Here is a 25,541-nt window from a genome sequence, read left to right on the forward strand (position 1 = left end):
CGGACCCATCCGTCCGGCGGCGCCGCGTCGTGCTCGCGTGCCGTTCGTCAGAGGCTCACGCCGAGGGCCCAACCGACGAGACCGTACATGGTGCCCAGGATCAGGAACAGCGCGATCAGGTTGAGCCAGATACCGCCCTTGAGCATCTGTCCGATGTTGACGTACCCGGAGCCGAAGGCGATCGCGTTGGGCGGGGTGGCGACCGGGAGCATGAAGGCCATGGTGGCGGCCAGCACCGCGGGGAGGATGAGCACGAGGACGTCGACGTCCATACCGACGGCGACGCCGCCCAGGATGGGCAGGAACGTGGCCGCGGTGGCGGTATTGCTGGTGAGCTCGGTCAGGACCAGGACCAGCCCCGCGACGGCGAGGACGAGCACCCATGTGGGCACGCCGGCGAGCACGGAGACCTGGCCGCCGATCCACTCGCTCAGGCCGGTCTCGGTGAACTGGGCGGAGAGGGCCAGCCCACCGCCGAAGAGCAGGAGGATGCCCCAGGGCAGTTTGACGGCGGTGTCCCAGTCGAGGATCCGGGTGTGGCGGTCCACCGGGATGAGGAAGAGGGCCACGGCCACGTACATGGCCACGACGGCGTCCTCGATACCGGCCAGCCACGGCAGTGCGCCGCCGATCAGCTCGGTGTCGGCCAGCATCGGGATGAAGATCCAGGAGAAGGCCGCGACGGCGAACACCATCAGCACGAGCTTCTCGCCGCGCCCCATCCGGCCCATCTTCTGCAGTTCGCCGTGGATCAGTTCCTGTGCGCCCTCGACCTTCTTGACCTCGGGGCGGAAGCAGAACTTGACCAGAACGAACCAGGCGATGAACAGGAACACGGCCGCCAGCGGGGCGCCGACCAGCATCCACTGGCCGAACCCGATGGACATGCCGTGGACGTCGTTGAGATAACCCACCATGAGCACGTTCGGCGGGGTCCCGATGAGGGTGGCCACCGAGCCGATGGAAGCCGAATAGGCGATACCGAGCATCAGGGCGGTCGCGAATTTGACGTCGGTGCGGCCGTTGCGGAACTGCGCGATGACGGTGATCACCGACAGGCCGACGGGCAGCATCATCACGGCGGTCGCGGTGTTGCTGACCCACATCGAGATGAAACCGGTGGCGATCATGAAACCGCCGACCAGGCCCGCCGTGTTGGAACCGACCTTGGACACGATCGTCAGGGCGATGCGCTTGTGGAGGTTCCATTTCTGCATCGCGAGGGCGAGCATGAACCCGCCCATGAACAGGAAGATGGTGTCGGAGCCGTAGGAGGGTGCGACATCACCCACGGCAACACCGTCGAGCAGGACCGGGAAGAGCACCAACGGCAACAGCGAGGTCGCCGGGATCGGGATGGCTTCGGTGGCCCACCAGACCGCGATCCACGCCGTGACGGCCGCGACCGCCGAACCATTGGCGGAAAGAGTGGTCTCCCCGTCTCCGAGCTCCATGGGCATCTCGGGCAGAAGGGCGTACACGATCACGGCCAGCAGCGGCCCGAGAACGAGCCCGATCAGCTTCGACCGGGGCCAACCGCCGCTGCTCGGCTGCCCCTCCTGTGTGGACGATGATGCCTCCGGCACCTCGGCCCGGGTCTGGGTCGCCATGAAGCCTCCTGTCACGGGGGAGCTCGCGGGACTCCCCTGCTGCGGCCCGAGTGGAACCATCGGTTTCCCGGCGGTTTCCTTCGAGTTACCTCTTTCTGACCCTGTGATCCTGGTTACTGGGTGATGATGTGTGCAACGCAACTGCAGAAGACTTGGGATTCCCCTGACATAGCGCCACGCATGGTGAGTGATCTGGGACACCTCGTGACACCGGACGCACCGGTGAGCTGCCCCGGGGACCGTGCCTAAGCTGCAGCTATGCACCTGAGTGGACCGACCCGCCGTGACGCGCTCCTGACCCTCGCCGGTTGTGCCGCCGCCGTCGGGGTGAGCGGATGCACACGCGAGCCGGCCTCGGGTATCGACGAGTTGGTCGTGGCCACCGGCCCGCCCGGCGCGGTCTACCGGGAGATCGGGGCACGGATCGCGATGCTGCTCGACGACGAACTCGACGGAACCGAGGTCGTCCCGGTCGAGACCGGCGCCTCGCACGACAACCTGGTGCTGTTGGAGGACTCGGAGGCGCATCTGGGGCTGGCCAATATCGACTCGGTGCTCTCCACCGGGGTGGCCGAGGGCAACGGCATCAGCGCAGTCGGACGCCTCTACGACAGCTTCGTGCACTTGGTCGTCATGGGCGACTCCCCGGTGCGCTCCGTCGAGGACCTGTCGGGGCGGCCGGTCTCGATCGGCGAGATCAACTCCGGAACCGAGTTCACGGTCGGGCAGATCCTCGACGAGACCGGGATCGACGCCGACACCGTGCGGCTGGACCAGGCCTCCTCGGCCCAGGCGCTCGCCGCCGGTGAGATCGACGCGATGTTCTCCCTGACCGGACTGCCCACCCCCGCCATCGCGGGCCTCGCCGAGGACCACGAGGTGCGGTTGATCGACCTGTCCGGGACCGCCCGTCTCATGGCTGGGCTCTACCCGGACACCTACTTGCCCGCGAACATCCCCGCCACCACCTACGTCGGCCTCCCGGCCTGCCCCACGGTGTCCATCCCCAACCTGCTGCTGTGCCGCGCCGACCTGCCCGACCCGCTCGTCTCCCGGATCACCGATTCCTTGTACCGCGGCGCGGACGCGCTCGCCGAGCAGCGGCCCGAAGCCGCGCAGATCAACGTGCGCACAGGGATCTCCACCGGTGCCGTTCCCCTGCACCCCGGCGCGGCCGAGTGGTACCGCGAGGACAAACCGGCCTGAGACCGGCCGCGAACGGCCGGAAGGGCCGCCGTGGTCAGTACACCCAGGGCCGGCGCAGTCCGAGACGGCCTCGGGTGGCGAGGGCGAGCACCGCCCCGATGACGAGGACGAAGGTGACCTCGAGCGCTCCGGCCGGGTCTCCCACGACCGCCACCTTCAGCCCTGCCAGGACGTTGATCGCGGCGTGGGCGAGGACCGCGGCGAGGACACCGCCACGGGCGGAGTTGAAGACGTGCCCGAGGACGAAGGTGAGGCCGACGCAGAGCAGGGTGTAGGCGGGAAAGGACATCTCCGACTGCACGGTGCCGTCCAAGGCGAACAAGGGGGCGTGCCACACCGCCCAGACCATGCCGAGGACCAGGTTCGCCGCCAGCGGCGGGAGCGCGCCCTGGAGCCGGGGCTGCGCGAACCCACGCCATCCCAGTTCCTCATTGCCGCCACCGGCCAGTGCGATGGCCAGGAACTGGACGGGCACGGTCATCAGTGCCGCGTTCAGGACATCCCGGTCCGGCGTCACGTTGCCCGTGTACACGGGCAACGCCGCGGAGGCCGCGATGGCCAGGAGGGCGAGGGCCGCGATCAGGTAGGGCACGGGACCGCCACGGCGCCCGATCGAGTACCGCCGGAAGAGGGAACGGGTCCCGGCCCAGCCCTGCGTGGCGGCGGTGACCGCGATCGCGGCGGCCATCGGACCGAACCCGCCGAGGACGACGAACGGCATGGGGTCGTCCGCGGGGATCAGATGGGGGCCGGCCCACCACGCGGTCCAGGAGAAGGCGAAGGCGATCCCGAGGAACGCGGTGAGGCCGTGGGGGGCGGCGGCCGTCGTGCGCGAGGGGTCCGAAGCCGCCGGGAGGGAGGAGGTGTGCGGTTGTTCGGTGGAGGTTTCGTTGATCATGAGTATCAACATACACCGTTGGTGAGAATCCAACAACGTAGGACTACTTATGCTGTCTAGCATGACTGACCCGGGATCCGACCAGCAGTTCGACAGCGTCTTCCACCGGCCGGAGCGCCGCCGCTCCCAGCCCTCCCTCAGCCGCGAACTCATCGTCGAGGCGACGATCGCCCTGCTCGACCGGGACGGGGCCCGAGCACTGACGATGCGCAAGGTCGCGACCGAGCTCGGTGTGCACGCGACGAGCCTGTACTGGTACGTCAAGAGGCGGGAGGACCTCGTCGACCTGGCCGTGGACGAGATCCTGGCCGAGGCCGCAGCGGAGCTCCCGGCCCCGGACGCGCCCCCGGAGACCGCGATCAAGGAGACCGCCCGTCGCTACTACGCGGCGCTGACCGCCCACACCTGGGCGGCGGAGTTCGCCGGCTCCAGGCCACTGATCGGCCCGAACGCGGTCACTCTGGGCAGGCGGATCGTCGACGCGATCCACGGTCTCGGCGGAGACGAGGAACAGCAGGCCGTCGCGATCCGTGCGGTGTCGAACCAGATCATCGGCGCAGCCACGTCCACTGTCGCCATGCGGAACACGAAGACGCACGCCTCGCGCGAGCACGAGCGTGCGGTCGCCACCGCCGTCTCCGAACCGGACGCGCGTGCCATGAAGCACACCTACTTCGACCAGGTCCTCGATCTGGTCGTCGAGGGGATCGGCGCACGACACGCCACCCAGGAGGAGCGGCCACGGGGCTGAACGGGCCCACACCCGCACAGCGCTCTCCCTCAGGCGGGCGGGAGTTCGATGAGGACGCCGAGGCCGGGACGGTCGCCCTCGCCGATGCCGTCGGTGAGGGTGAGGCGACCGCCGCTGTCGCGCACGAGGTCGGCGACGATGGCCAGGCCCAGACCCGTGCCCTCGGTGTTCTGGTGGCGGGAGGAGCGCCAGAACCGGTGGAGTGCGGACTCGTGCTCGTCCTCGGGCAGGCCCTGGCCGTCGTCGAGCACCCACAGGTGCACAGGGTCGCCCTCGCGGGCGCGCACCACGATCCGGGTGCCGCCCGAAAGACGGGTCGCGTTGCTGACCAGCTCGTCGAGGATGCTGCCGAGGCCGCCCGCGGGCGCGAGCGCGCGGAGGCCGTCGGGGACGTCGGTGTCGACCTCGATGCCGCGCGAGTCGCCCAGCGCGCGCCAGCGTTCGACGCGGGTGCACAGGACCTCTGGCACGTCCACGGGTTCGGAACCGGTGATGCTCTCCAGCCGGGTCGCGGCCAGCAGCGAGTTGAGCATGCGGTGCATGGCGGTGGTCTCGTCCACGGCGATCGCGTGGGCCTCGCGGGCCTCCTCGGTGCGCAGGTGCGGTGCGAGGTTCTCCACCGCCAGGCGCAGGCTCGCCAGCGGGTTCCGCAGCTGGTGCGAGGCCTCGGAGACGAACGCGCGCTGGCGTTCGAGGGCACCCCGGACCACCGAGACCATCGTGTTGAAGGAGTAGGTGAGGTCGCGCAGCTCCGGTGGTCCGCGTTCGGCGTCCACGCTCACTTCCAGGTCGCCGGCGGAGACCGACTCGGTTGCCTCGTCCAGGCGCCGGATCGGTCGCAGCACCCAACGGGACAGCGGCAGTGCCGCGGCCACGAGCAGTGCCAGCGGTACCAGCGCGGTCAGGGCGGTCCAGACCCAGGCCTCGAGCACTTCCGAACCGAGGCGGTCGGTGGGCGAGACCAGGACGACGGCACCGGCGACCTCGCTGTCGCGGCCGACGGGTTCGACGACGACGAGGGGCTCATCGGTCCACGGCCACACGGTGTTCGGGGGTGAAGGCCGTTCGCCGGCCAGGGCGGTGCGCACCTGTCCGTCCAGGGGCAGGGAGTCGAGCAGGCCGGCGAGTCCGTCGGTGTCCCGGGACCCGGTGACGATCCCACCGTCGGGTGCGACCACGATCACGGGGGTCTCGTACAGGTCGTGGTAGCGCTCGAGCTCCTGGTCGAGGGCGGTCAGACGTTCGGCGTCCAGGGCGCTCTGGGCCAGGGAGGCGAACCGTCCGGCATCGCCGGTGCGGTCGACGTAGGACTCCTGGGTGTACTGCTGGGCGATCATCGTGCCCAACGGCACCAGGACCGCCATGACCAGGACGACGGCGGAGGGAACGAGGATGACGAGCAGGCGCCGCAGCACGGGTCAGGCCCCGTCGAGGACGTAACCGACGCCCCGCAGCGTGCGGATGCGCACCGAGTCGCCGAGTTTGCCGCGCAGCGACGCGACATGGGTGTCGAGGGTGCGCGAGGAGGCCTCCCATGCGGTGCCCCACACCTGGTCGAGAATCTGGTCGCGGGCCACGACCGAGGGTGAGCGTCCGGCGAGCAGGACCAGCAGGTCGAACTCCTTGCGGGTCAGGCGCACGGGCTCCCCGGCCACGGTCGCCTCCCGGGAATCGGGGTGCACGACCACTTCGCCCACACGCACCGGCGGCTCGGCCTCCTCGGGTTCGGCGCGGGCGGGGCGGGTGCGGCGCAGGACGGCTTCGACGCGGGCCAGGAGTTCGGCCACCCCGAAGGGTTTGACCACGTAGTCGTCGGCGCCGGCACGCAGCCCCCGTACCCGGTCCCGTTCCTCCCCGCGCGCGGTGACGGCGATGATCGCGGTCTGGGGGCGGTTGCGGAGCCGGCGCAGCAGATCGATGCCGTCGGCGTCGGGTAGCCCGAGGTCGAGCAGGACGACGTCGGCGGGCGGGGCGGTGAGGGCGCGTTCGGCGGTGGCCACCCGTTGAACGTCGAACGAGGCGGACCGCAGTGCGGTCACCAGCCCGCGTGCGACCCGGTCGTCGTCCTCCACCACGAGAATGCGCATGAGCAGCATGGTAGGCAGACTCGGCGACCTCCGGTGGACGCCGGAGGGGGTGGCGGGTGGTCTCAGGTGTCGGTCTCGTCCCGGCGGTCCCATTCCATCTGGACGCGCAGGTTGCCCTCGGCGGAGGAGCGGGCGATGATCGCGCCGGCCTCGGCCCTGAGTTTCACCCCGACGGTGACCCGGATCACGTCGGGGCCGAGTGAGGTACCGAGCTCGTCCAGCGTGGCGCCCACGGCGCGGCGCACGGAGGAGAGCCGTTCGGTGAGGGTGCCGAGCGCCTCCTCGACCCGGTCTCCTCCGGAGACGAGTTCGGTGCCGTCGGGATCGCCGTCGACCTCCACGTACACCTCGTCATCACCGGGTTCCTGGTCACCGATACGGAAACGTACGACTCGTGCCATCGGCCCGACTCCTTCCTGGCGTCATCCGCGCAGGGTGCGCGCGTACACGTCGACGGGTGCGCGGTAGCGGCGTGCGACGGCGCCGCTCTCGACCGCGGGCAGCATCGCCTCGACCCACACCCGCGCCCCCGACCCGGCCGCGGGGATGCCCACGTGCTCGCCGTCGAGCATGCGGGCGAGGTCGTCGAACCAGGGATCGCGGCCGTCCAGGACCCGCACGGCCAGGCGCAGCATCCGGCGGATCTCGGGCACCTGCCCACCCAGCGCAAGCAGCCTGGCCCGTACGCCGGAGCGGAAGTCCCACCGGACCTCTTCGAGCGGGTCCTCCTCCAGGACCCCTTCGGCCAGGCGCACCAGACCGCTGAAGAAGACCTCGGTGAGTTCGGAGGGCGAGGCACGGCCCAGCACGTCCCGGCACACCTCGGAGACCACGGCCGGGTGCAGCGGGACCGCCGCCAGGGCCACGGCCAGTTCGAAGGCCTCCGGGCTCGCGGTGCGCCGGAACCGCAGCACCGCCTCCTCCTCGGGCAGAACGCCCTCTTCGTTCTCGGGCGGGGAGGGGGTGGGGCGGGCCCCGGAATCGGGGTACTCGGCGGCGTGCACCCACAGGCGCGAGCGGTTCCGCACCATCGTGAAGGAAGCCCAGGCGTGCAGGGCGGCGGCGCGCATCGGCAGTACGGGGACGAGCGTGCCGCGGGGCCGTTCCTCCCCGCCCGTGTCCGAGCGGATGCGTTCGCGCACGTAGCCGGTGTTGGGCCCGGCCGGGCTCGCCGGCCAGGAGGCGCGGATACGGGTGGGCACCGTGCGGATCGACCCGCGCTGCCACAGTTGTGGACGCAGCAGGTGGAGCACGGCCACCGCCCCGCCCCGGGCGGCTCGGGCGATCCAGGACTGGAACCCGGTGTCCCCCCAGGCCGTGCCGAGCCCGTCGGTGACGATCAATGTGACGTGCGGGCCGTTGTGCCCGGCGGGCCGCAGGTGCCGGGGACGCCCGTCCGGGCCGACGAGCAGGGGCGCGCCCTGCCGGTGGGAGTCGAACCCGAGCAGGTCCACGGCGTGGAAGATGCCGCTGCGGCGCAGGAGCCGGGTGAGTTCGTCGGCCACACCCCGCTGGAAGAGCATGGACACGCCGGTGTCGACGACCAGGGTGAGGCGGACGGCCCGGTGGGCGCCGCGTCGAAGGGCGGGCAGGACCGGGACCCCGGCGGAGCGGCGCTCCCCGGCGCCCCAGTGGGCGGTGTCCAGGAGCGCGCGGGCGTAGTTGCGCGCGGTGTCGATGAGGTCGAGGTGATCGGCACGTCCCTGGGGGAGCTTGAGGTTGAAGAGGCTGAAGGCCGACAGGAGGGCGGAGCGGTCGTCGAGGTGGTGGACGGGGTCGTCGAGGGGGGCGACGGTGGCGGCCCGCAGCGGATCGGGCACCTCTTCGCGAGGGGATTCCTCCTGACGCTCGGGTTCCGTGTTCGCGTCGTGCTCCGGCTCGGGCCCCCGGTCCCCTGGATCGGTTGGCAGGGGCTCGGTGAAGGGCAGATGGGACAGGTGGCCGTAACTCAGCTGCGAGGTGCCGTCCGCGGCCTGTTTCATGACGGCGGCCAGATGGACGGCGTCGGCGAGGTCGGTGGCGTCCAGGCCGTACTCGGCCAACGAGGGGCCCTGCCGGCCGCCGCTCATCCGGGGGGTTCCGTGAGCCGGTGCCAGAGGAGTTCGGCCAGGCGGTCCACCTGCTCGGAGGTGGGACCGTCGCCGTGATCGAGCTGTCCGACCAGGTGCACGGCGTTGAGGAGCTGGTCGAGGGCCAGCTGGTCGCCGTGCACACCCGCGTCGAGGAACTTGGTGACCAGGTCCCGGGTACCGGTGGGGAGGTTGCCGTCGAAGTGTCCGGCGACCGCGGCCAGGAGTTCCTCCTCCCGGGGCAGGCCCATCCGCACGGGGATGCAGCGGCGCATGAACGCGGGCGGTAAGTCACGATCGTTGTTGCAGGTCAGCACCACGATGGGGAAAGCCGAGCACAGGACACGGCCGCGTTCGACGGAGACCGAACGCCCGGGATCGTCCGTGGCTACCACGATCCTCTCGGCCACCCCGGCCAACCGTGCCAGCTCCGGCACGTGGAACCCGCCGCTCTCGAACAGGTCGAGCAGGTCACCGGAGAGGTCGAAGTCGCCCAGGTCGAAGTCGTCGACGAGCAGCACCCGCGGCAGCCGGGCAGGCAGGAACGCCGTACCCAGGGGGCCGAGGGTGAGGTAACGGCCGATGGAACGGGCGCTGGTGCCGGGCCGCCCCTCGGCTCCCTCCTGGCTCCGCGAACCCCCTCGGTCCTCCGAACCCCCCGGGTCCTCGGCGCCGGTGATCCGGGCGCGGGCGTTCTCCAGGTTCAGGTCGTGGATCTGGGTGAGCGGGTCGTAGGAGTAGAGCCCGTCGCGGACCGTGGACCGGCTCGTCACGGGCCAACGCAACACACGCCCCAGCCGTAGTTCGCGGGAGATCTGATGGGCCAGACTGGACTTGCCGACCCCGGGCGGGCCCACCAACAGCAGGGGGCGCCGCAGGTGGATGGCGGCATTGACCTTGTCGAGCAGATCCTTGCGCTCGGGCCCCAAGGGGATGGCGAAACCCCGGGTACGCGCCGGCCCCAGGTAGCGTCCGCTGCTCTCGTCGTGGGGTGGTTCGCTGCGGTCGGGGCGCCCACCGAAAGTCCGCCACTGGGGCGGGGGCGGCAGCTGGGTGAGCAGGTCCAGGTACGGGCGGGGATGGCCCGTACCGTGGAAGATCCACCACTCCGGCACGTCCGGCACGGGATCGGTCGATCCTGGTTCGGCTGGTGTGGTCATGGAGGGTTGTCCTTCGAACCGCGCCCGACGCGGGCTACTGGATGCTTCGGTGGGACATCGGTGGGGGCGGAGGGGGCAGGACCGGCAGGGTGTCGTGGTAGATGACCGCGATCTCGGAGCTGCTCTCGATGTACCCGTAATCAGTGGGCGACACGCGCCCCGACCGGGAGCTCAGGAGGGCGGCGGGCAACTCGGTCATGTCATCGGAGGACACCGTCACCTCACGTTCCATCTGCACCGGACTCAGCCAGGAACCGACCGGTCGGGGACCGTCCCCGCAATGCCAGATGATCACCGGAACACCGCTTCTCACCGCCAGAGCCACGCTCAGAAAGGCCTCGCCGAGACCATGCGGAACGGATATCCCGATGACTGTGTCGTCATCGATTCTTTTGGCGATCAGTCTCTCATTCATGTCCGCCGTGTGGAAGAGGTCGAAAACGGAGGCACGACCCTCGCGAAAAAGCCCGGCCCACCTCTGTGAGAAACGTTTCTGCGCACTTCTGACCTCGGGGTCCCGCCTGTCGAGGAGGGCCTCGTCGCGGTAGACGACCTCGGCGCGTTCGCCCAGGGACTGCCCTTGGCGCGTGCGGCCGTTCTGCCAGCGTTCGGCGACGGCCTCGGCCATGAGGTCGAGGGAGGTCACGAGCTCCACGCGGGTGCTGCCGTGGTGGGCGGCGCGGGAATCGGCGAGCATGAGGTCGAGCCGGGAGCCGACGCGGACGCTGACCTCCTCTCCTGCCACGTCCCGGTCCATCCAGTGCTCGGTGAAGTCGGGCGGGCCGCCGCGGCCGTCGCTGAGCACCGACCAGCTCTCCAGGTCGTAGCTCTCCCGGCAGCTGCGGCTGACACGGACCACCAGGCGCGCGGGCAGGTCCTCGGGCGGGGGCGCGGGCACGGGGTCGACGGCGCCGGTGCCGCCCCACTGGCCGAGGAGGTCGGCGCAGGCCAGGGCGGGATAGGCCTGGGCGAGCCAGGCGCAGAAGCGGGCGGCCGGGGAAGGGTCGGCGAAAGCGGGCAGCAGGGCGAGGTTGACCAGCGCCTCCCAGGCGGTTTCCGGGGGCGGCAGTCCCCCGCCCTTGCCGACGTGATCGGCGCGGATCGACCGGTAACTGCCGCGCACACCGGGTTCGCAGGGCAGCCGGGTGAGTTCGGCTCGGACGGTGGTGAGGTCCCCGCCGACGGTGGCGGCCCCGGCGGTGGCGGTGTCGACGAGGACGGGCCCCAGCACGGTGTCCTCGGCCTCGCGGACGTAGGGGGCCGCCTCGGCCGCCAGGGCCTCGGCGGCGACACTGCGCGCGTCCTTGCGCAGGACCCAGCGCACCAGCGGCAGCAGGGCCCCCTGGGTCTCGCACGCGGCGATGAGGCGCAGGGCGAAGCGGTAGACCGGGCCGGTGCCGACCTCCCGGCGGATGCGCAGGGGCAGGCAGCTCAGCAGGTCGCTCTGGCCCTCCCGGTCCTGTACGTAGGCGACCTCGCAGAAGGCGTCGACAAGGCTCTCGCGGTCCTCAGGTGTCACCGCACCCCCTCAACAAGGGGGCGGCGGCCTCCTGGACACGCCGCATGGGTGCGCTGGCCTCCTCCCACGCGGCCAGTTGGTCCAGGACCTCGTCGAGGACCTCGTAGTCGCGGTGGGCCCGTAGGACCAGGTCGTGGGAGAAGACGGCCGGGACGGCCGCGGCGTCGATCCTGCGGCGCAGCCGGGGGTCGAGTGCGCTGACGAAGAGGGCGCGGACCTCGCGGGAGACGATGGTCTCCAGGTCGGAGACGGCCACGGCGAGTGCGTGCAGTTGTTCGTGGTCGAGCCCCGGCGCGGCTCTCGGTCCGGGCCTCAGCCCGGGGACGGCCGTCACCGGGACCATCCAGGCCAGCCGTCCCTCTGCGCCGGCTTCCCGCACGATACCGAGGAGAGTGCCGTCGTTGCTGCGCACACCGCTGCCGCTGAACCCGCGGGTGACGGCGACAGGGGCCGATGGGTCGACGTCGATCTGGACGTATTCGGGGCGTGCGCCGCCGGCGCCGCGCACGAGTCCGGTGAGCCAGCGGCCGGCGGGGGCGTGGGGGAATCCGAGGATGTGCACCGGGTGCCCGTGCGGGATGTGCGGGCCGGGTGTGCCGATCGGCGCGGGCACTGCCGGAGCAGGGCCGTCCAGGCGCAGGAGGGCGGCGTCCCACGCCGGCCCTTCGTCCCACCACCATCCGCCCTCGACGACCGCGGCCCGGGTGTGCCAGGTGTCGCTGTGCCGGGGCGCGTCGAGGCGTACTCGGGCCCCGGGACCGTCCTCTCCGGCCGCGGCGCGCACGACGTGGGCGCAGGTGAGAACGTGGTCGGGTGAGACCAGTACCGCGGCCCCGTGGAGGACTCCGCCGTCCCGGTCGGTGATCCTGAACTGCCAGTCGGGTGTGCTGTTGTGGTGGGCGGATGCGGACACGACGCTCCCGTTGTCGGAGGTTGGGCACCCGGGAAATGGGGGGACGGTCCCAGAACACCGGATCCAAACAACATGGCGTTTATTGGCTTCGACTCTACGTATTTACCCCCAAAATCCCCCGAGACCACCATCCGGAGTCGACAGAACGAGGATTTATCTCGCGAATTAATGGTGATACCTGTGGCCATTGTTTCTCATGGGGTGAAAGAAAAATAAGAGGCCGCGCACCGGGTTCGGTGCGCGGCTCTCGGAACATTCGGCTCCTGCTCGTTCACACGGAGAGGGAGTCCTTGGTTCCGCTTTCTTCGGCCGGGGTCCCGTCCTTCTGCGCACGGCGCTCGTTCCAAGGCAGCGGCAGCAGGCTGTCCAGCGCGAGACGACCGCCGGAGAACCCGAGGGCGAGGGCGGTCAGCCCCAGGACCATCGGGAGTTCGTAACCGCCGACGAGGGGGTCCCCCACGTGTGCGAAGGCGATGGCGGAGCCCATCATCGCGAGCAGGACGACGCCGGTGACCGGGAGCAGGAGGCCGATGATGAGCGCGGCACCGAAGCCCACCTCGATCACGGCGCCGACGAGCGCAGCGACCTCGGGTGCGGGGATGCCCATGGCCTCGAAGCCCGCGGCGGTACCGCCGGTGTCGGTGGCCTTGGGCAGACCGTGGGCGATGAGGACGACACCGACGACGGCGCGGGCGGCCAGAGCGGTGACGTCGTGGAGCTTGGACATGAGCGGACGTCGAGACATCGGTTCTCCTGCTTCGTGGTCGGGCTCTACCTGGGACGCCCCCCGAAGCTTGAGGGCGCAACCTTTTCCCAGGAAACTACATGCTACCGGGCGGCCCCGGCAGATCGGGGCACGTTCCGTAGTGGCGCACCACACCCAGTCAGCGTGTGTACCGGGGTTCGACGTCCTCGGGATCGAGGGCGGCCAGCAACGCCGCGCTGATCCCGTCGAGCTGACGCATCTGCTCAGAGGTCAGGGCGTCGAAGAGGACCCGGCGGACCTCCTCCACGTGCCCGGGGGCCGCGGCCCCGAGGGTCCCGAGCCCGTGATCGGTGAGCTGGACGACGGTGGTGCGGCGGTCACCCGAACGTTTGAAGCGGCGGACCAGGGCCTCGCGTTCCAGACCGGAGACCGAGTGCGACATCCGGCTCTGGGACGCGCGCAGATAGGCGGCCAGGGCGCTCATCGTCATCGCGTGCTCGGGCGCCTCCGACAGCGCCGCGAGCGTGGAGTAGGCCGAGTGCGAGAGCCCCGAGTCCCGGCGCAGCTGCCGATCCAGCTGGGCGTCCAACAGATGCGCCGCCGTCAGGAAGTTGCGCCAGCTCCACTGCTCACTCTCGTCGAGCCACCGAGTGTCGGACATCCGGACCGCTCCCTCACGTCCTGCTGTGCACGGCCCCCCCCCGGAACCCGGGCCCGGGCGCGATGCAACGCTACCGGCGGGCGNCCTACGGCACGGGCTTTTCGGGAGGGATCACGGTGGGCGTACGGGAAGCGGCCGGACGGGCCGCACGCACCACGTGGCGGCATTACCGGGCGCTGTTGACGGCCCTGCTCATGCCGCTGCTCCCCGCCTTGTTGCTGGGAGCGCTCACGGCCGCCGCCCTGAGCGCGCACGGCGCCATCACCAGCGGGCAGGCGGTCGTGTGGCCCTCGCTGCCGCTGCTCACCCGAGTGTTCGCCGGCGCCGGACTCGTGGCGGCACTGGTCGGGGCGCCGACCGCCGTGGGCTCCGCCGTGCGGGTGGCCGACGACGCCGCGCGTGGGCAGGGGCCCGACCTCGGCCGGGCCTGGCGCACCGGGTTCCGGCGTGCACCGCTGACCGCGTGTGTGCTCGCGGCCGTGGCCGCCCTGACCGCCCTGGGACTGTGGGCCGCCGCGAACCTGGCCGCGCCGTGGGTGACCGCCGTGTGGGCGGTGCTCGCCGTGGCTGCGGCCCTGCTGCTGCGGCCGCCCCGTGTTCCCGTGTTCCAGGGTGTGGGGCTCGCCCTGGCCGGTCTCGTGCCCCTGGTCCCGGCCGTGCCCGCGGCGCAGGCCGATCTCGGTCTCGGACTGCTGTGGGTTCTGGCGGTGGCCCCGTGGACGACGGTGGTGCTGCACACACCCTTGCCTCCCGTGCAGGCAGGTCCGACCCCGCGTGCGGCCCACCCGGTCCCGGCCCCGCTGCTGGCCGCGCTCCTGGCCACGACCCCGCTCATCACTCCGGGCCCGTCCTGGGCCGGCCCGGCCTCGGCCGAACCCGCAGTGGCCTCCGCACCCACGTCCGAGGAGCACGCTTCCCCGCCGCCGGAGGAACTGGGCGGGAGCTGGGTCCTAAGCATCGTCTGCCCGTCCTCTTGCAGCCTCCACCGCGGCTGACCCCGCGGATACGGTGGTACGGGGCGGGCCGCACCCCAGTCAGAGGCCCGCACGCAAAAGTGGAGGCCTCCGTTGAGCGAGACGACCCCGACCCGGGAACCCGGCGCCCCCGGACCGCGCAAGCGCGTCAACCGGCGCGAGCAGATCCTGTACACCGCAGCCGAGGCCTTCGCCGCGCAGGGGTTCCACAACACGTCCCTGGCCGACATCGCCGCGATGTTGGACATCACGCCTGCGGGGGTACTGCACCACTTCGGTTCCAAGACCGGTCTGCTCACCGCCGTGTTGGAGCTGCGCGACGCCAGGTCCCCCGCACCCGAGGGCGCGGGCCTGCTCCGCCACCTGGTCACCACCGCCGAACGCAACGCCGCCGCCCCTGGCACCACACAGCTCTACGCGGTGCTCTCCGCAGAGAGCGCGACCGACCGGCATCCGGCACAGGGGTGGTTCCGGAACCGGTACACGGTGCTGCGGCGCGAGATCGCCGCAGCCGTCCTGGAACGCCTCGAGCCCGAGCAGCGGGAGAAGGCATCGGTCCCCGGTCCGCACGGGCACACCCCGGCGCACGACGCGGCGGCCGCGGTCATCGCCGCCATGGACGGGCTCCAGGTGCAATGGCTGCTGGAGCCGGAAGCGGTGGACATGGCGGCCGTGACCAATCTGGTCGTCGACGCGGTCGTGGCCCGGCTGTCGACACGGGCCACACGCTCGGGCACGGAGGGCTGACCCCTCGGCTCAGGCCGTGCCGACCTGTTCGGCGACCGAACCGAACATGCGCACCAGACGCCCGCGGTCGGTCTCGCCGAGAGTGTCGAGCTGCTGCGTCTGTGCCTGTTCGACCTCGGCGGAGAGCTTCTCGCGCAGTTCGAGACCGCGTTCGGAACCTCGCAGGACCACACGCCGGCGGTCGGTGCCGTCGATGGAGCGGGACGCCAGTGCCTCGGCCACCAGCCGGTCGGCGACGCGGGTGGCGGTGGCCCCGGCCAGGCTCAGTTCCTCGCACAGAGCGGCCATCGGCAGGGGTCCGGCGTCGGCCACCAGGTCGAGCATCCGCCATTGGTCGACGGTGAGACCGTGTTCGCGTACGGCCGCGGCGACCCCGCGATCGAGGCGGGCGGCCATCCTGCGGAGGAAGAGCGCATCGAGGCCGCTCGTCATGGTGTGTCGACTCATTGTCCCCGTGTTTCGTCCCTTGCCCGGACCCTGACCATTCGGGAAGCTTTCGTTCGGAGGCGAATGTAGCATCCCCGGCGCCGGCGAGCGCACCGAGGTCACACAGTGCACGATCGGGGCCTGGGCCACCGCCCGAGTACGGGAGGACCGGTGTTCGAGGACCGGGGCCGGGCCACAGCCACGAACTGGCCCGGCCCCGGCCTGTTCGCCACTCCGGCGAACGCCGCGCACACGGCGGCGGGGGCCACGGAACCGAAGTTCTGTGGCCCCCGCCGGCGTCAGGGTCAGGGGTTCCTCAGAGGCCCTCGCCGTGGACCGGGCCGGGGGTGCCCGAACCATCGGTCACCTGCGGTTCCTCGGTCTCACTGGCCTCGAGCCATTCCTCCCACGACTTCTGCCAGTAACCCCAACCGTTGTTCCACTCGAACTCGCGTTCGGTACCTGTGGTGTCGAGGACGTCGCCCATCAGCGTGTTCTCGAAGAACCACCGGGCGTCGTCCATGCGCAGGTTGGTGCAGCCGTTGGAGGTGTTGGCCGAGCCGATGTTGCCGTTGGCGGACATCTCGTGGACGAACTCGCCGCTGTTGGAGGTGCGGACGGCGTACTGGACGTCGAGGCGGTAGTAGCCGGGGTCGCCCTTCTCGATGCCGAGGGTGGCGGAGTCCATCGTGAGGCTTTCGTGGCGCTCCATGAGGACGTGGGTCCCGCTGGTGGTGGTGTCGAAGTCGCGGTTGGCGGCGCCGTTGCTCACATCGATGGTGCGCTCGTGCTCGCCATCGACCTCGACCTCCATCTCGTGGTCGGGCACGTGCATCGTGGCGATGAGCTCACGGCCGACCTCGAAGTCGATCGCGTAGTTGCGGTGGCCGTAGACACCCTCGGAGGATTCGACACCGGCGAGGTTGAGGTCGACGCTCACCTGCTGGTGGGGCTCCCAGTACTCCTGGGGGCGGAAGACGGCCATCTGGTCGTCGACCCAGTTCCAGGCGCCCTCGATCTCCTCCTCGGACTGCACCTCCATGGAGTTCTCGACCTCGACCTTGTTGGTCACGGGACGGTCGAAGTTGATGACGACGGGCATGCCCACGCCGACGGTGTCACCGGAGTTCGGGAAGTTGGAGGCCAAGCCGAGGCGCTGGCCCTCAGGGGCGTCCTCGGTGGTGAACTCGTGGACGAGCTCGCTCTCCTCACCGGCCTCGTTCTCGGCGGTGGCGGTGACCAGGACCTCGGCGCCGGGACGCAGGTTCCAGTCGCTGACCCACTCGGTGTCGTCCTCGTTGAGAGTGCCGCTCATGTCGTAGAGGGAGTCCTCCTCCTCGCCCTCATCACCGACGGACTGCTCGAGCTGGACGCCGGTGATGGTGCCTCCGTCTGCGGCGACGGTGACCGGGGAGTTGGGCGGGAGGGTCTCCTCACCGTCACCGGGGGCGATGGCGAGCTCGGCGGGGGCGGCTTCCTCGGTGCTCTGTGTCTCGGCGTCTCCGGAAGTGCAGGCGGTGGCCATCAGCGCCAGCGATGCCAGCACGACACCGAACCGGCGCGGGCGGGCCGCGTAGGTCTTCCCCGTCACGTCTGGACCTCCATGAATTTCTCGACGCCGTGTCCCAGTGTTGGACGCACGAGAGCGGAAAAGGTTCGGACCTCATTCGTATCGGTATCGAGCAGTTACCGACGATCCTGCGGGTCCAGACCCCGGAACCGCTGACGATACACCCTGGGGGTACTGGGGGTACATGTCAGGATCCCAGGGTATGTGGCGGAAGTGACCCCGTTGCACGCGTTGTGTCCGCTCCCCTCCAGGTCGTAGAATATTGATCGTTTGAACAAGTTTTCCCAGAAAGCTGAGCGATCGCTCAGGATGTTTCGGAAGGAGCTCCTCGTGCAATGGATCTTCCTGGTGGGTGCGATCGCCGCAGAGGTGTTCGCCACCACCTCCCTCAAGTTCTCCGAGGGCTTCACCAAGCTGCTGCCCTCGATCTTCGTCGTCGCCGGATACGCCACCGCGTTCTTCCTCCTCTCCCAGTCGCTCGTCAGGGGCATGGACCTCGGTGTCGCCTACGGTTTGTGGGCGGCCCTGGGCGTGGCCCTCGTCGCCACCATCGGGGTCCTGTTCCTCGGCGAGTCGCTCACATGGGTGCAGACCGGCGGCATCGCCCTCGTCATCGCCGGGGTGATGGCCCTGGAAATGGGCGGACAGCACTGAGGCCCCGGAGAGGAGAAACACGTGGACACCGACCCCGAGCACATCCAGGACGGCCGCCGGCGCAAGGGCGAACAACGCCGCCGACTACTGGTGGAAGCGACCATGCGCGTCATCGAACGCGACGGGGCCGGCTCGGTGAGCCAACGCCGCGTCGCCGCCGAGGCCGGGGTCCCGCCCAGCTCGGTCACCTACTACTACGACTCCGTCGACGACCTGCTCGTGGCCACCCTGACCAGGGTCAACGACTCCTACGTCGAGTTGGTGGGCGGCCTGGGCACCGGTGACGAAGGGCTCGCCGCCCTGGCCCGCATCATCGCCCCCGCCGACGAGGAAGCCCGCGCCCACCTGGTCGCCGAGTGCGAGCTCTTCCTCATGGCCGCCCGACGCCCGGCCATGCGCCCGGAGATCGAACGCTGGTCAGCCACGCTCGACGCCTTCCTCGCCCCGTACACCACCGCCCCCGTCCGGCGCATCGGCGTCGCCAACGCCATCGAGGGGATGTTCCTGCGCGGGGCCTACTCGGGCGCGTACGCGCCCGGACCCGAGGAGGTCCACCGGGTGCTGCGACTCCTGCTCGACCGCCCCGACGAGTGACCTCGACGGTCGGCGTCACCGGTCCGCCACCGGGTCCCGTGCACGTCCGCCAGGATGCGGTGCGCGTGCCGCAGCACCGCGAGCTGCGCCGGGTTGTAGAGGTCCGACAGGGCCCGACCCACGGTGGCCATGGCATCCCGCTCCCCGCCGAGGGCGAAGGGGCCCGGGTCGCCGGCGGAAGGGTAGGCCTCGCGAATGGAGCGGAGGACGGGCGCGAGGCGCTCCGCGAGGTCGCACACGGTGACGTCGTCGGCATCCGGGGGAAGGCCGTTGAAGTCGGCATCGACCTCCTGATGGCTCGCGGACATGCCCCGCATGTCCTGGAGGACCTCGTCGCCGAAGAGCTGGGACGAGACCATGATCATCGCCCGATCAGCGTCGGACAGGCTCGGTGCCACGGCCTCGAACCCAGGCGGTACGTCCGCCGATGCGTGGTGGTGCAGGAGGTCCGCGAGCTCGGCACGGATGGCCTGCTGCCGCTCGATCGAGGCGGCCAGCTCCGAATCGAGTGCGCGCACCGTGTCGGCGAAACCGTCGCCCGATCCGTCCGTCGCGGCGATCTGCGCCAGCGACATACCGAGCTTCCGCAGTCGTCTGATCCGGAGGAGCCCCACGAGGTGGCGTGTGTCGTAGAGCTTGTAGCCGTTCGAGGCCCGTTCCGGCTCCTCGAGCAGGTCGATGGCGTGGTAGTGGCGGATGGCCTTGATGCTCGTGCCCGCGAGGTCGGCGAGTTCACGGGTACTCCAGGCCATCAGAGGAAGGCAGGTCTGCTCGGCATGGCCCCATTCTCCACGAGCCGGGTCGGAACGGGAACGGGGCGATCCGCCGACGCGGTCATGAGTCCGGCGTACGCGGTGCGGGTGGGAGCTTGACCGTGCCCCAAGGGCATCGTTTGGGATACCGGTGTCCGGGACGTGCTCAGAGCCACCGACCTCGTCGTGGCACTCACCGTCCTCCCCGACGCCCCGAAGGAGCATGCTCATGACCATCGCGGACCACGGATCCCGGCCCCGACGTATCGAGGCCGAGGAATTCTTCGCCGATCCCGCCTTCTCCAACCCGACGATCTCACCGGACGGGACGCGCGTGGCCTATCTCGCACCGGCGAACGGGCGGCGCAACATCTGGGTGCGCGGGCTCGACGAGGACCACGAGGAGGCCCGCTGCGTCACCCATGAGACCCGGCGAGGCATCACGACGTACTTCTGGGTCGACGACCCGCGATGGCTGGTGTACCTGCAGGACACCGACGGCAACGAGGAGTGGCATCTGTACCGGGTGGACCTCGAGGCCCCGAACGTTCCGGCCCTCGACCTCACCCCGCTGCCTCCGGGCTCCCGGGTGTTCGTCGCCGAGCCGCTCCCTTCCCATCCAGGGAACGTGCTCGTGACGATGAACGAACGGCCGATGGCTCTCGACGTGTTCCGGATCGACGTGGCCACGGGCGAGACGACGCTGCACCACGAGCAGTCGGAGCCCGCGGCGGGCGTGCTGCTGGACCACGACGGCGAACCGGCGTTCTCCTCCCGCCTCACCGGGGACGGCACGATCGAGTTCTCGGCCATCGATCCAGTGTCGGGAGAGCACAGGCTACTGACGCGGATGGGTGGAGCCGATTACCCGTTGGAGGTCCAACCGCAGTTGGTGACCCCGGACGGCACGGGACTCGTCGTCGGCGCCTACCTCGACTCGGACGACCTGCAGCTGGTACGCATCGATCGCGAGACCGGTTCGACGAGCGTCATCGCCGCGCAGGAGGGCCGGAGCCTTGACATCATAGGCTGTATGGTCCCGGGCGTGCTGCCGCCGACCGTGTTCACCCACCACCGCACCGGCGAGATCCTCGCCGCCCGGTTCGTGGGGCGGCGCCCGCACATCGAGGTGCTCGACGAGCACTTCGCCGAGGTCCACGCGGAGCTGTCGGCCCTTTCCGACGGGATCCTGGGCACGCTGTCGTCCGACGACTCGGGACAGCGGTGGATCGCCACCTTCGTCCATGACCGGGACCCCGCCGTCGCGTGGTTCTACGACCACGCCACCGGCCGGAGCCGTCGGCTGTTCCGGTCCTTGCCGCACCTGGACCCGGCGGATCTCGCGCCGATGGAGGCGGTCGAGTTCACAGCGCGCGACGGGCTGCCGCTGCACGGGTTCCTCACCCTTCCCGTCGGTATCGCCCCGAAGATGCTGCCGCTCGTGCTGGTCGTGCACGGCGGGCCGTGGATGCACGACACCTGGAACTACAGCCCGCAGGCGCAGTTCCTGGCCAACCGCGGCTACGCGGTGCTGCAGGTGAACTTCCGGGGCTCCACGGGGTATGGGCGCCGACACACCGTCGCCGGGATCGGCGAGTTCGCCGGCGCGATGCAGGACGACCTGCTCGACGCGGTCTCATGGGCGATCGATCAGGGCATCGCCGACCCGCACCGGATCGGCATCATGGGCGCCTCCTACGGGGGCTATGCGACCCTGGCCGGCGTCACGACCACACCGGACCGTTTCGCCGCCGCCGTCGACTTCGTCGGTATCGCGGATCTGGCGAGTTTCATGCGCCACCTGCCCCCGTTCAGCCGCCCGTACATGATGAACAACTGGTTCGCGTACGTGGGCGATCCCGAGGACCCCGCCCAAGAGGCCGACATGCTGGCGCGGTCGCCGATCTCCCGGGTCGACGACATCACCACGCCGTTGCTGATCGCCCATGGCGCCAACGACGCCCGCGTCATGCGTGCCGAGTCCGACCGCATCGTCGCCTCGCTGCGCGACCGCGGGGTCCCGGTCGAATACCTCGTCGCCGACGACGAGGGACACGGTTTCTCCAACCCTGAGAACGAGATCCGCCTCCAACGCGCGATCGAAAAGCACTTCGCCGAGCACCTGGGCGGCGCGGACGGGTCCGACACCAGCGGTCCGTGACCGTACCGGTCCCCTCAGCGTCTTCGATCGGTGTTGTCGCGGGCCACGCCCACCAACAACCGCAGCATCATCAGTCCCGCCGAACCCAACAGCACCCACGCGGCCACCTCCAACACCTGCGCCTGGATCGACATCTCCGCCCACGTGGTCTGTGTGCCGTCGGTGGCGATGAACAACCCCACCGACATCAGCCCGGTCACCACCGACAGCACCATGAGCACCATCCGGGTCACGATGTCGCGCATGGTCCGGCGGTCGTCGGGGTGCGCGAAGGGGCGCACCTGCACTGTGAACCGGCCCCGGTGGAGCTGGTCGGTGATGCGGTCGAGCCTGCGGGGCAGTCGGCGCAGCGTCGGCAGCATCGCCATGACCTCGCCCATCGCCTTGTCCCGTAGGTCCTTGGGGCTGACACGCTCGGCCACCCGCGCGCTCACGAACCGTTTCGCCTCCCCCACGGCGTCGAACCCCGGGGACAGGCGGACCAGGGTGCCCTCCACCGTCGCCAGGGCCCGAAAGACCGAAGCCAACTCCCCCGGCAGCGCCAGCCCGAACCGGGTGACGATCAGCAGCAGCTCGCTGAACATCCGCGCGTGGGCCGTGGTTCCGGTGTTGAGGTAGCGGACCATGAACTGGCCCAGGGAACGCCGCAACCGTCCGGAGTCGACCCCGTCGGCGTCGGTGGCCACATCCAGGAGGGTGTCGGTGAGCAGCACCGCGTCGGCCCGGTCGATGGCCATCATCATCAGCTGGAGCGCCTCCCGGGTGTGCCCGTCCAGGCGCCCCACCGACCCGTGGTCGAGCAGACCCACCTCGCCGCTGTCCAGCAGGAAGATGTTGCCCGGGTGGGGGTCGGCGTGGAAGATCCCCTTGATCAGGACCTGGTCGAGCAGGCACTGCAACAGCTCGTGGGCGATGCGGTCGCCATCCATGTCGGCCGGGTCGACCGCGCCGATGGGTGTGCCGTGGAACCGCTCCATGACCAGCACCCGCCGGCTCGTCCAGGCCTCGTGCACCCGCGGGATCCGCACCGGTGTGCCCACCGACGCCTCGGCCATCGCGGCGATGCTGGTGGCTTCCGCCTCGAAGTCGAGTTCCTCGCGCAGCGCCTCGGCGAACCCGTCGGCCAGGTCCACGACACCGATCGCCGGCCCCCAGTCGGTGTGCTCGTGGAAACGGCGGGCCAGGCGGCAGATGATGTCGAGGTCGCGGTGGACGACCGGGGCGATCCCGGGCCGCTGCACCTTGACCACGACCTCCTCCCCCGTGTGGAGGCGGGCCGCGTGCACCTGGCCGATGGAGGCCGCCGCCAGCGGGGTCGGGTCGAGCTCGGCGAAGAGTTCGTCCAGGGGGCGGCCGAGCTCGTCCTGGATCCGGGTGCGGACCGCGTCGAAGGAGACCGGCGCGACCTCGTTGTGCAGCCGCCCGAGCTCCTCCACGAAGACCGGCGGCAACAGGTCCCGGCGGGTGGCCAGCGCCTGGCCCAGCTTCACGAAGACCACCCCGGACTCCTCGAAGGAGCGCGCCAACGACCGGGCCAGGCGGCGCTGGGTGGAGGCGTCCTTCCCGCCGTCGCGGCGCCCGCCCACGTAGCCCCACAGGCCGTGCCGGGCCAGGATCCAGGTGATGGTGCGGTAGCGGCGCACGCGCCCCGCCCAGTCCTTGACGGCCAGGGCCATCGCCAGCGGCCGCACCCGGGTCCCGCGCGGCAGCACCAGCTCGGTGGCGACGAAGGCCAGCATCGCCAAGGCGGCCATGACCACGTACACCACGGCCACGAACCCGGGTTCGTAGATGTCTCCGCTCTCGCCGGCGGCCTCGAAGGAACCGTAGTAGAGCACCACCGCGGCGACGCTGCCCAGGAGCATGCCCACCATTCCGGAGAACAGGAGCCGGGGCAGGCTGAAGGGCACACCCATCATGCGGCTGGCCAACAGGCCGAGCAGGAGCAGGATCGGGACGAACACGAGGACGGACAGGAGCTGGCCGATCCACGCGCCGATGTCGAGCAGAGCCATACGCGCCTTCCGGGTGGTGACACGCCCCGGTCCGGGGCGCAGGAGGATGTGGCATGCGGTGCACACGGGTCCGGAGGGTCGACCGGGTCTCGGGCCCCGGCAGGGGCGGGCCCGGCTCGCGAGGGGTCGGTGTTTCCTCCGATTCCACCCTGCCAGCCTCGGGCGGGGAGCGACAGCCCTGGTGGGTGGGCTGTGGACAACTGCTCCCCGTGCCTTGGACACGCCGTCACCAGGCATGTTCCCCGCTCCATGGGAGCGCGCGGACACGGGCCGGGCCCCGGGACACTCGGTCACCGGGGCCCGGTCGGCGCGGGGCCCGCGTCAGCGCGGGCGTGCGGTCAGCAGGTGCCCGTCCAGGAGCACTCCGTCTCACCGCCGGAGGGTTCCCCTGCGCGCAGCGGGGAGGTACCGGCGCCGGCCTCGTGGCCCAGGTGCTCGGCCACGGCGATGCCGATGGCGTCCTGCACGTGGGTGGGGGCCCCGCCCTCGTACCCGTTGTTGACGACGCTGAAGACCAGCTCGCCGCCGTCGGGTGCGGGAACGTATCCGGACAGCGCGCTCACCCCGCTCAGGGTCCCGGTCTTGGCGGTCAGGACCCCTTCGGCTGCGCTGTCTCCCATGCGCCCGGACAGGGTGCCGCCCACGAACGGGTCCTGCGCACCGGCCACGGGCAGGGAGTCGCGGAAGTCGTCGGCCCAGTCGGTGTCCCGGACCCGGGTCAGCAGGTCGCCCACGGTCGCGGCGGTGACGAGGTTGCTCCGGGAGAGCCCCGACCCGTCGTCGAACACCAGGTCGGCGGTGTCCACCCCGATCCCGTCGAGGGCCTGCTCCACCTCGGCGAGCCCGTCCTCCCACGTGCCTTTCCCGGCGGCCTCCCGGCCGATCTCCTTGACGAGCATCTCGGCGTGGGCGTTGTTGCTGAACTTCATGAACGGGACGAGGATCTCGGCCAGCTCGGCAGAGGTGTGGCCGGCCAGTTCGCGCGGCTCGTCCCGGTCCCCGGGCAGTTGCCCGTACTCGAGGTCGCCGCGTACCTCGACCCCGTGCTCGTCCAGCGCCTCGGCGAAGAGGTGGCCAGCCAGGCCTGCGGGTTCGTCGACTGTGCGCAGTTCCTGGAGCGGGTCTGCGCCGGCGGGCAGGGAGCCGGTGACTTCGATGGTGTTGGTACCGGTGGGCCGGTCGATCTCGAGCGTGTGCCCGCTGCCGGGCGGTCCGGTCTCGGCGCTGTTGTCGAGCCCGGCGTATCCGTCGGCGGCGCCGAGGTCGACGGTGACGGGGTCGCCCTCGGCGGCGGGTTCGACCGTGACCTCGGTGACGCCGGTGTCGAAACGGTCCCCGTGGGCGACGGTGAGCGCGGAGATCTGCGCGGAGTAGGCGAAGGGTTCGTCCTCCTCCCACCAGTCGTCGACGAGGCGCTGTTCGTCGAACCGGCTGTCGTCGGCGAGCAGGTCGCCCTCGACCACCTCGACCCCGGAGGCGGCCACGTCGGCGGCGAGGGTGTCGAGGTCCTCGTCGGACAGGAGCGGGTCGCCGCCGCCGACCAGGTGCAGGTCTCCGACGGTCGTGGGGGCTCCCTCTCCGTCCTCGGCCACCACACGCGTCTCGAAGGTGTGGTCGGGGCCGAGGGACTCCAGCGCCGCGGCGGCGGTGAACATCTTCATGTTGGAGGCGGGCAGCAATTGTGTGCCGGTCCCGCCTTCGTAGAGGACCTCGCCGGTCCCGGGGTCCTGTACCAGGACACCCGAGGCGGCTCCTTCCAGCGCCGGGTCGTCGAGGATCGTGTCGATCCTCTCGGCCAGCTCGGTGTTCCCGGGTCCGGGGAACACGTCGGCGTGGGCCGCGGGTGCTCCGATCGGGGCCAGGGGGAGGAGGGGTACGGCGGCGACGGCGGCCGCCAACCAGGTGCGCTCACGTCGGGGGCGGGGGGTGCGGGACGGGGCGCGGCGTGCGCGGCCCGGTGACGGAACGTGGCTCATGTATCTCCTACGGGTCACCGACGAAGCCACGAAGGTACATCCGGATGCGTCCGGGCGCCACGCTTCCGCGCCGTTATGGACCGATATCGACC

The 25,541-nt window shown here is 70.6% G+C and carries 23 protein-coding genes; 7 read left to right on the forward strand and 16 right to left on the reverse strand.

The window, feature by feature from the left end; translation table 11 throughout:
• Positions 1 to 47: 47 nt before the first annotated feature.
• Positions 48 to 1,610, reverse strand: coding sequence for an SLC13 family permease (locus D473_RS0101715; RefSeq protein WP_017607367.1), 1,563 nt, complete (start codon positions 1,608 to 1,610; stop codon positions 48 to 50).
• A 258-nt stretch (positions 1,611 to 1,868) separates the two neighbouring features.
• Between D473_RS0101715 and D473_RS0101720 the strand changes: the two genes are divergently transcribed.
• Positions 1,869 to 2,816 carry a TAXI family TRAP transporter solute-binding subunit gene (locus D473_RS0101720; protein ID WP_017607368.1) on the forward strand — a complete coding sequence of 316 codons (948 nt, stop codon included), beginning with the start codon at positions 1,869 to 1,871 and terminating at the stop codon, positions 2,814 to 2,816.
• A gap of 34 nt (positions 2,817 to 2,850) precedes the next feature.
• On the opposite strand, the gene D473_RS0101725 is transcribed toward D473_RS0101720, so the two are convergent.
• Positions 2,851 to 3,714, reverse strand: a complete 864-nt coding sequence (locus D473_RS0101725; RefSeq protein ID WP_017607369.1) for a CPBP family intramembrane glutamic endopeptidase — start codon at positions 3,712 to 3,714, stop codon at positions 2,851 to 2,853.
• 49 nt (positions 3,715 to 3,763) lie between these two features.
• On the opposite strand from D473_RS0101725, the gene D473_RS0101730 reads away from it, so the two are divergent.
• On the forward strand, positions 3,764 to 4,465 hold the full coding sequence (locus D473_RS0101730) for a TetR/AcrR family transcriptional regulator (RefSeq protein WP_026126503.1): 702 nt from the start codon (positions 3,764 to 3,766) through the stop codon (positions 4,463 to 4,465).
• A gap of 29 nt (positions 4,466 to 4,494) precedes the next feature.
• On the opposite strand, the gene D473_RS0101735 is transcribed toward D473_RS0101730, so the two are convergent.
• The 9 genes from D473_RS0101735 to D473_RS0101775 all read right to left on the reverse strand — a co-directional run bounded on the left by D473_RS0101735 (position 4,495) and on the right by D473_RS0101775 (position 13,580).
• A complete protein-coding gene (locus D473_RS0101735; RefSeq protein ID WP_017607371.1) occupies positions 4,495 to 5,880 on the reverse strand; it encodes a sensor histidine kinase in 1,386 nt (461 codons plus the stop codon).
• A 3-nt stretch (positions 5,881 to 5,883) separates the two neighbouring features.
• Positions 5,884 to 6,561: a response regulator transcription factor gene (locus tag D473_RS0101740; protein WP_017607372.1), complete on the reverse strand. Its 678-nt coding sequence runs from the start codon at positions 6,559 to 6,561 to the stop codon at positions 5,884 to 5,886.
• Positions 6,562 to 6,614: 53 nt separating this feature from the next.
• Positions 6,615 to 6,953 carry a CU044_2847 family protein gene (locus D473_RS0101745; RefSeq protein ID WP_017607373.1) on the reverse strand — a complete coding sequence of 113 codons (339 nt, stop codon included), beginning with the start codon at positions 6,951 to 6,953 and terminating at the stop codon, positions 6,615 to 6,617.
• 21 nt (positions 6,954 to 6,974) lie between these two features.
• Positions 6,975 to 8,621, reverse strand: a complete 1,647-nt coding sequence (locus D473_RS23995) for an SAV_2336 N-terminal domain-related protein (RefSeq protein WP_051042918.1) — start codon at positions 8,619 to 8,621, stop codon at positions 6,975 to 6,977.
• Complete coding sequence (locus D473_RS0101755) at positions 8,618 to 9,781, reverse strand: AAA family ATPase (protein ID WP_017607374.1); 1,164 nt, start codon at positions 9,779 to 9,781, stop codon at positions 8,618 to 8,620. Before D473_RS0101755 ends, D473_RS23995 begins: the two co-directional genes overlap by 4 nt.
• 34 nt (positions 9,782 to 9,815) lie before the next feature.
• Positions 9,816 to 11,300: a hypothetical protein gene (locus D473_RS0101760; RefSeq protein WP_017607375.1), complete on the reverse strand. Its 1,485-nt coding sequence runs from the start codon at positions 11,298 to 11,300 to the stop codon at positions 9,816 to 9,818.
• Positions 11,290 to 12,213, reverse strand: a complete 924-nt coding sequence (locus tag D473_RS0101765) for a trypsin-like serine peptidase (protein WP_017607376.1) — start codon at positions 12,211 to 12,213, stop codon at positions 11,290 to 11,292. The genes D473_RS0101760 and D473_RS0101765 overlap by 11 nt, the downstream gene beginning before the upstream one ends.
• Positions 12,214 to 12,484: 271 nt before the next feature.
• On the reverse strand, positions 12,485 to 12,958 hold the full coding sequence (locus tag D473_RS0101770; RefSeq protein WP_033352383.1) for a DoxX family protein: 474 nt from the start codon (positions 12,956 to 12,958) through the stop codon (positions 12,485 to 12,487).
• A gap of 139 nt (positions 12,959 to 13,097) precedes the next feature.
• Entirely contained in the window at positions 13,098 to 13,580 is a 483-nt protein-coding gene (locus tag D473_RS0101775; RefSeq protein ID WP_017607378.1) for a MarR family winged helix-turn-helix transcriptional regulator, read from the reverse strand.
• A gap of 116 nt (positions 13,581 to 13,696) precedes the next feature.
• Between D473_RS0101775 and D473_RS0101780 the strand changes: the two genes are divergently transcribed.
• Together D473_RS0101780 and D473_RS0101785 are read left to right on the forward strand one after the other, a co-directional pair.
• The gene (locus D473_RS0101780) at positions 13,697 to 14,575 is read left to right on the forward strand and encodes a hypothetical protein (protein ID WP_241474682.1); all 879 of its coding nucleotides are present in this window, start codon (positions 13,697 to 13,699) and stop codon (positions 14,573 to 14,575) included.
• A gap of 72 nt (positions 14,576 to 14,647) precedes the next feature.
• On the forward strand, positions 14,648 to 15,301 hold the full coding sequence (locus tag D473_RS0101785; RefSeq protein ID WP_017607380.1) for a TetR/AcrR family transcriptional regulator: 654 nt from the start codon (positions 14,648 to 14,650) through the stop codon (positions 15,299 to 15,301).
• Positions 15,302 to 15,310: 9 nt separating this feature from the next.
• Here the strand turns inward: D473_RS0101785 and D473_RS0101790 are convergent, their stop codons facing one another.
• Both D473_RS0101790 and D473_RS0101795 read right to left on the reverse strand, forming a co-directional pair.
• Entirely contained in the window at positions 15,311 to 15,748 is a 438-nt protein-coding gene (locus D473_RS0101790; RefSeq protein WP_241474683.1) for a MarR family winged helix-turn-helix transcriptional regulator, read from the reverse strand.
• 295 nt (positions 15,749 to 16,043) lie between these two features.
• Positions 16,044 to 17,318 carry a L,D-transpeptidase gene (locus D473_RS0101795; protein ID WP_017607382.1) on the reverse strand — a complete coding sequence of 425 codons (1,275 nt, stop codon included), beginning with the start codon at positions 17,316 to 17,318 and terminating at the stop codon, positions 16,044 to 16,046.
• Between the two features lie 309 nt (positions 17,319 to 17,627).
• Between D473_RS0101795 and D473_RS0101800 the strand changes: the two genes are divergently transcribed.
• Together D473_RS0101800 and D473_RS0101805 are read left to right on the forward strand one after the other, a co-directional pair.
• Positions 17,628 to 17,951, forward strand: coding sequence for a DMT family transporter (locus D473_RS0101800; protein WP_026126504.1), 324 nt, complete (start codon positions 17,628 to 17,630; stop codon positions 17,949 to 17,951).
• Between the two features lie 21 nt (positions 17,952 to 17,972).
• Positions 17,973 to 18,545, forward strand: a complete 573-nt coding sequence (locus D473_RS0101805) for a TetR/AcrR family transcriptional regulator (RefSeq protein WP_017607384.1) — start codon at positions 17,973 to 17,975, stop codon at positions 18,543 to 18,545.
• Here the strand turns inward: D473_RS0101805 and D473_RS0101810 are convergent.
• Positions 18,467 to 19,297, reverse strand: a complete 831-nt coding sequence (locus D473_RS0101810; protein ID WP_017607385.1) for a helix-turn-helix domain-containing protein — start codon at positions 19,295 to 19,297, stop codon at positions 18,467 to 18,469. The two genes, D473_RS0101805 and D473_RS0101810, sit on opposite strands and share 79 nt — an antisense overlap.
• Positions 19,298 to 19,526: 229 nt before the next feature.
• On the opposite strand from D473_RS0101810, the gene D473_RS0101815 reads away from it, so the two are divergent.
• Complete coding sequence (locus D473_RS0101815) at positions 19,527 to 21,458, forward strand: S9 family peptidase (RefSeq protein ID WP_017607386.1); 1,932 nt, start codon at positions 19,527 to 19,529, stop codon at positions 21,456 to 21,458.
• Between the two features lie 14 nt (positions 21,459 to 21,472).
• Here the strand turns inward: D473_RS0101815 and D473_RS0101820 are convergent, their stop codons facing one another.
• Positions 21,473 to 23,473, reverse strand: coding sequence for an ABC1 kinase family protein (locus D473_RS0101820; protein ID WP_017607387.1), 2,001 nt, complete (start codon positions 23,471 to 23,473; stop codon positions 21,473 to 21,475).
• 338 nt (positions 23,474 to 23,811) lie between these two features.
• Positions 23,812 to 25,449 carry a D-alanyl-D-alanine carboxypeptidase/D-alanyl-D-alanine endopeptidase gene (dacB, locus tag D473_RS0101825; protein ID WP_026126505.1) on the reverse strand — a complete coding sequence of 546 codons (1,638 nt, stop codon included), beginning with the start codon at positions 25,447 to 25,449 and terminating at the stop codon, positions 23,812 to 23,814.
• Positions 25,450 to 25,541: the final 92 nt, after the last annotated feature.

It is taken from the genome of Nocardiopsis xinjiangensis YIM 90004 (assembly GCF_000341145.1).
GTDB classification, from domain to species: domain Bacteria; phylum Actinomycetota; class Actinomycetes; order Streptosporangiales; family Streptosporangiaceae; genus Nocardiopsis; species Nocardiopsis xinjiangensis.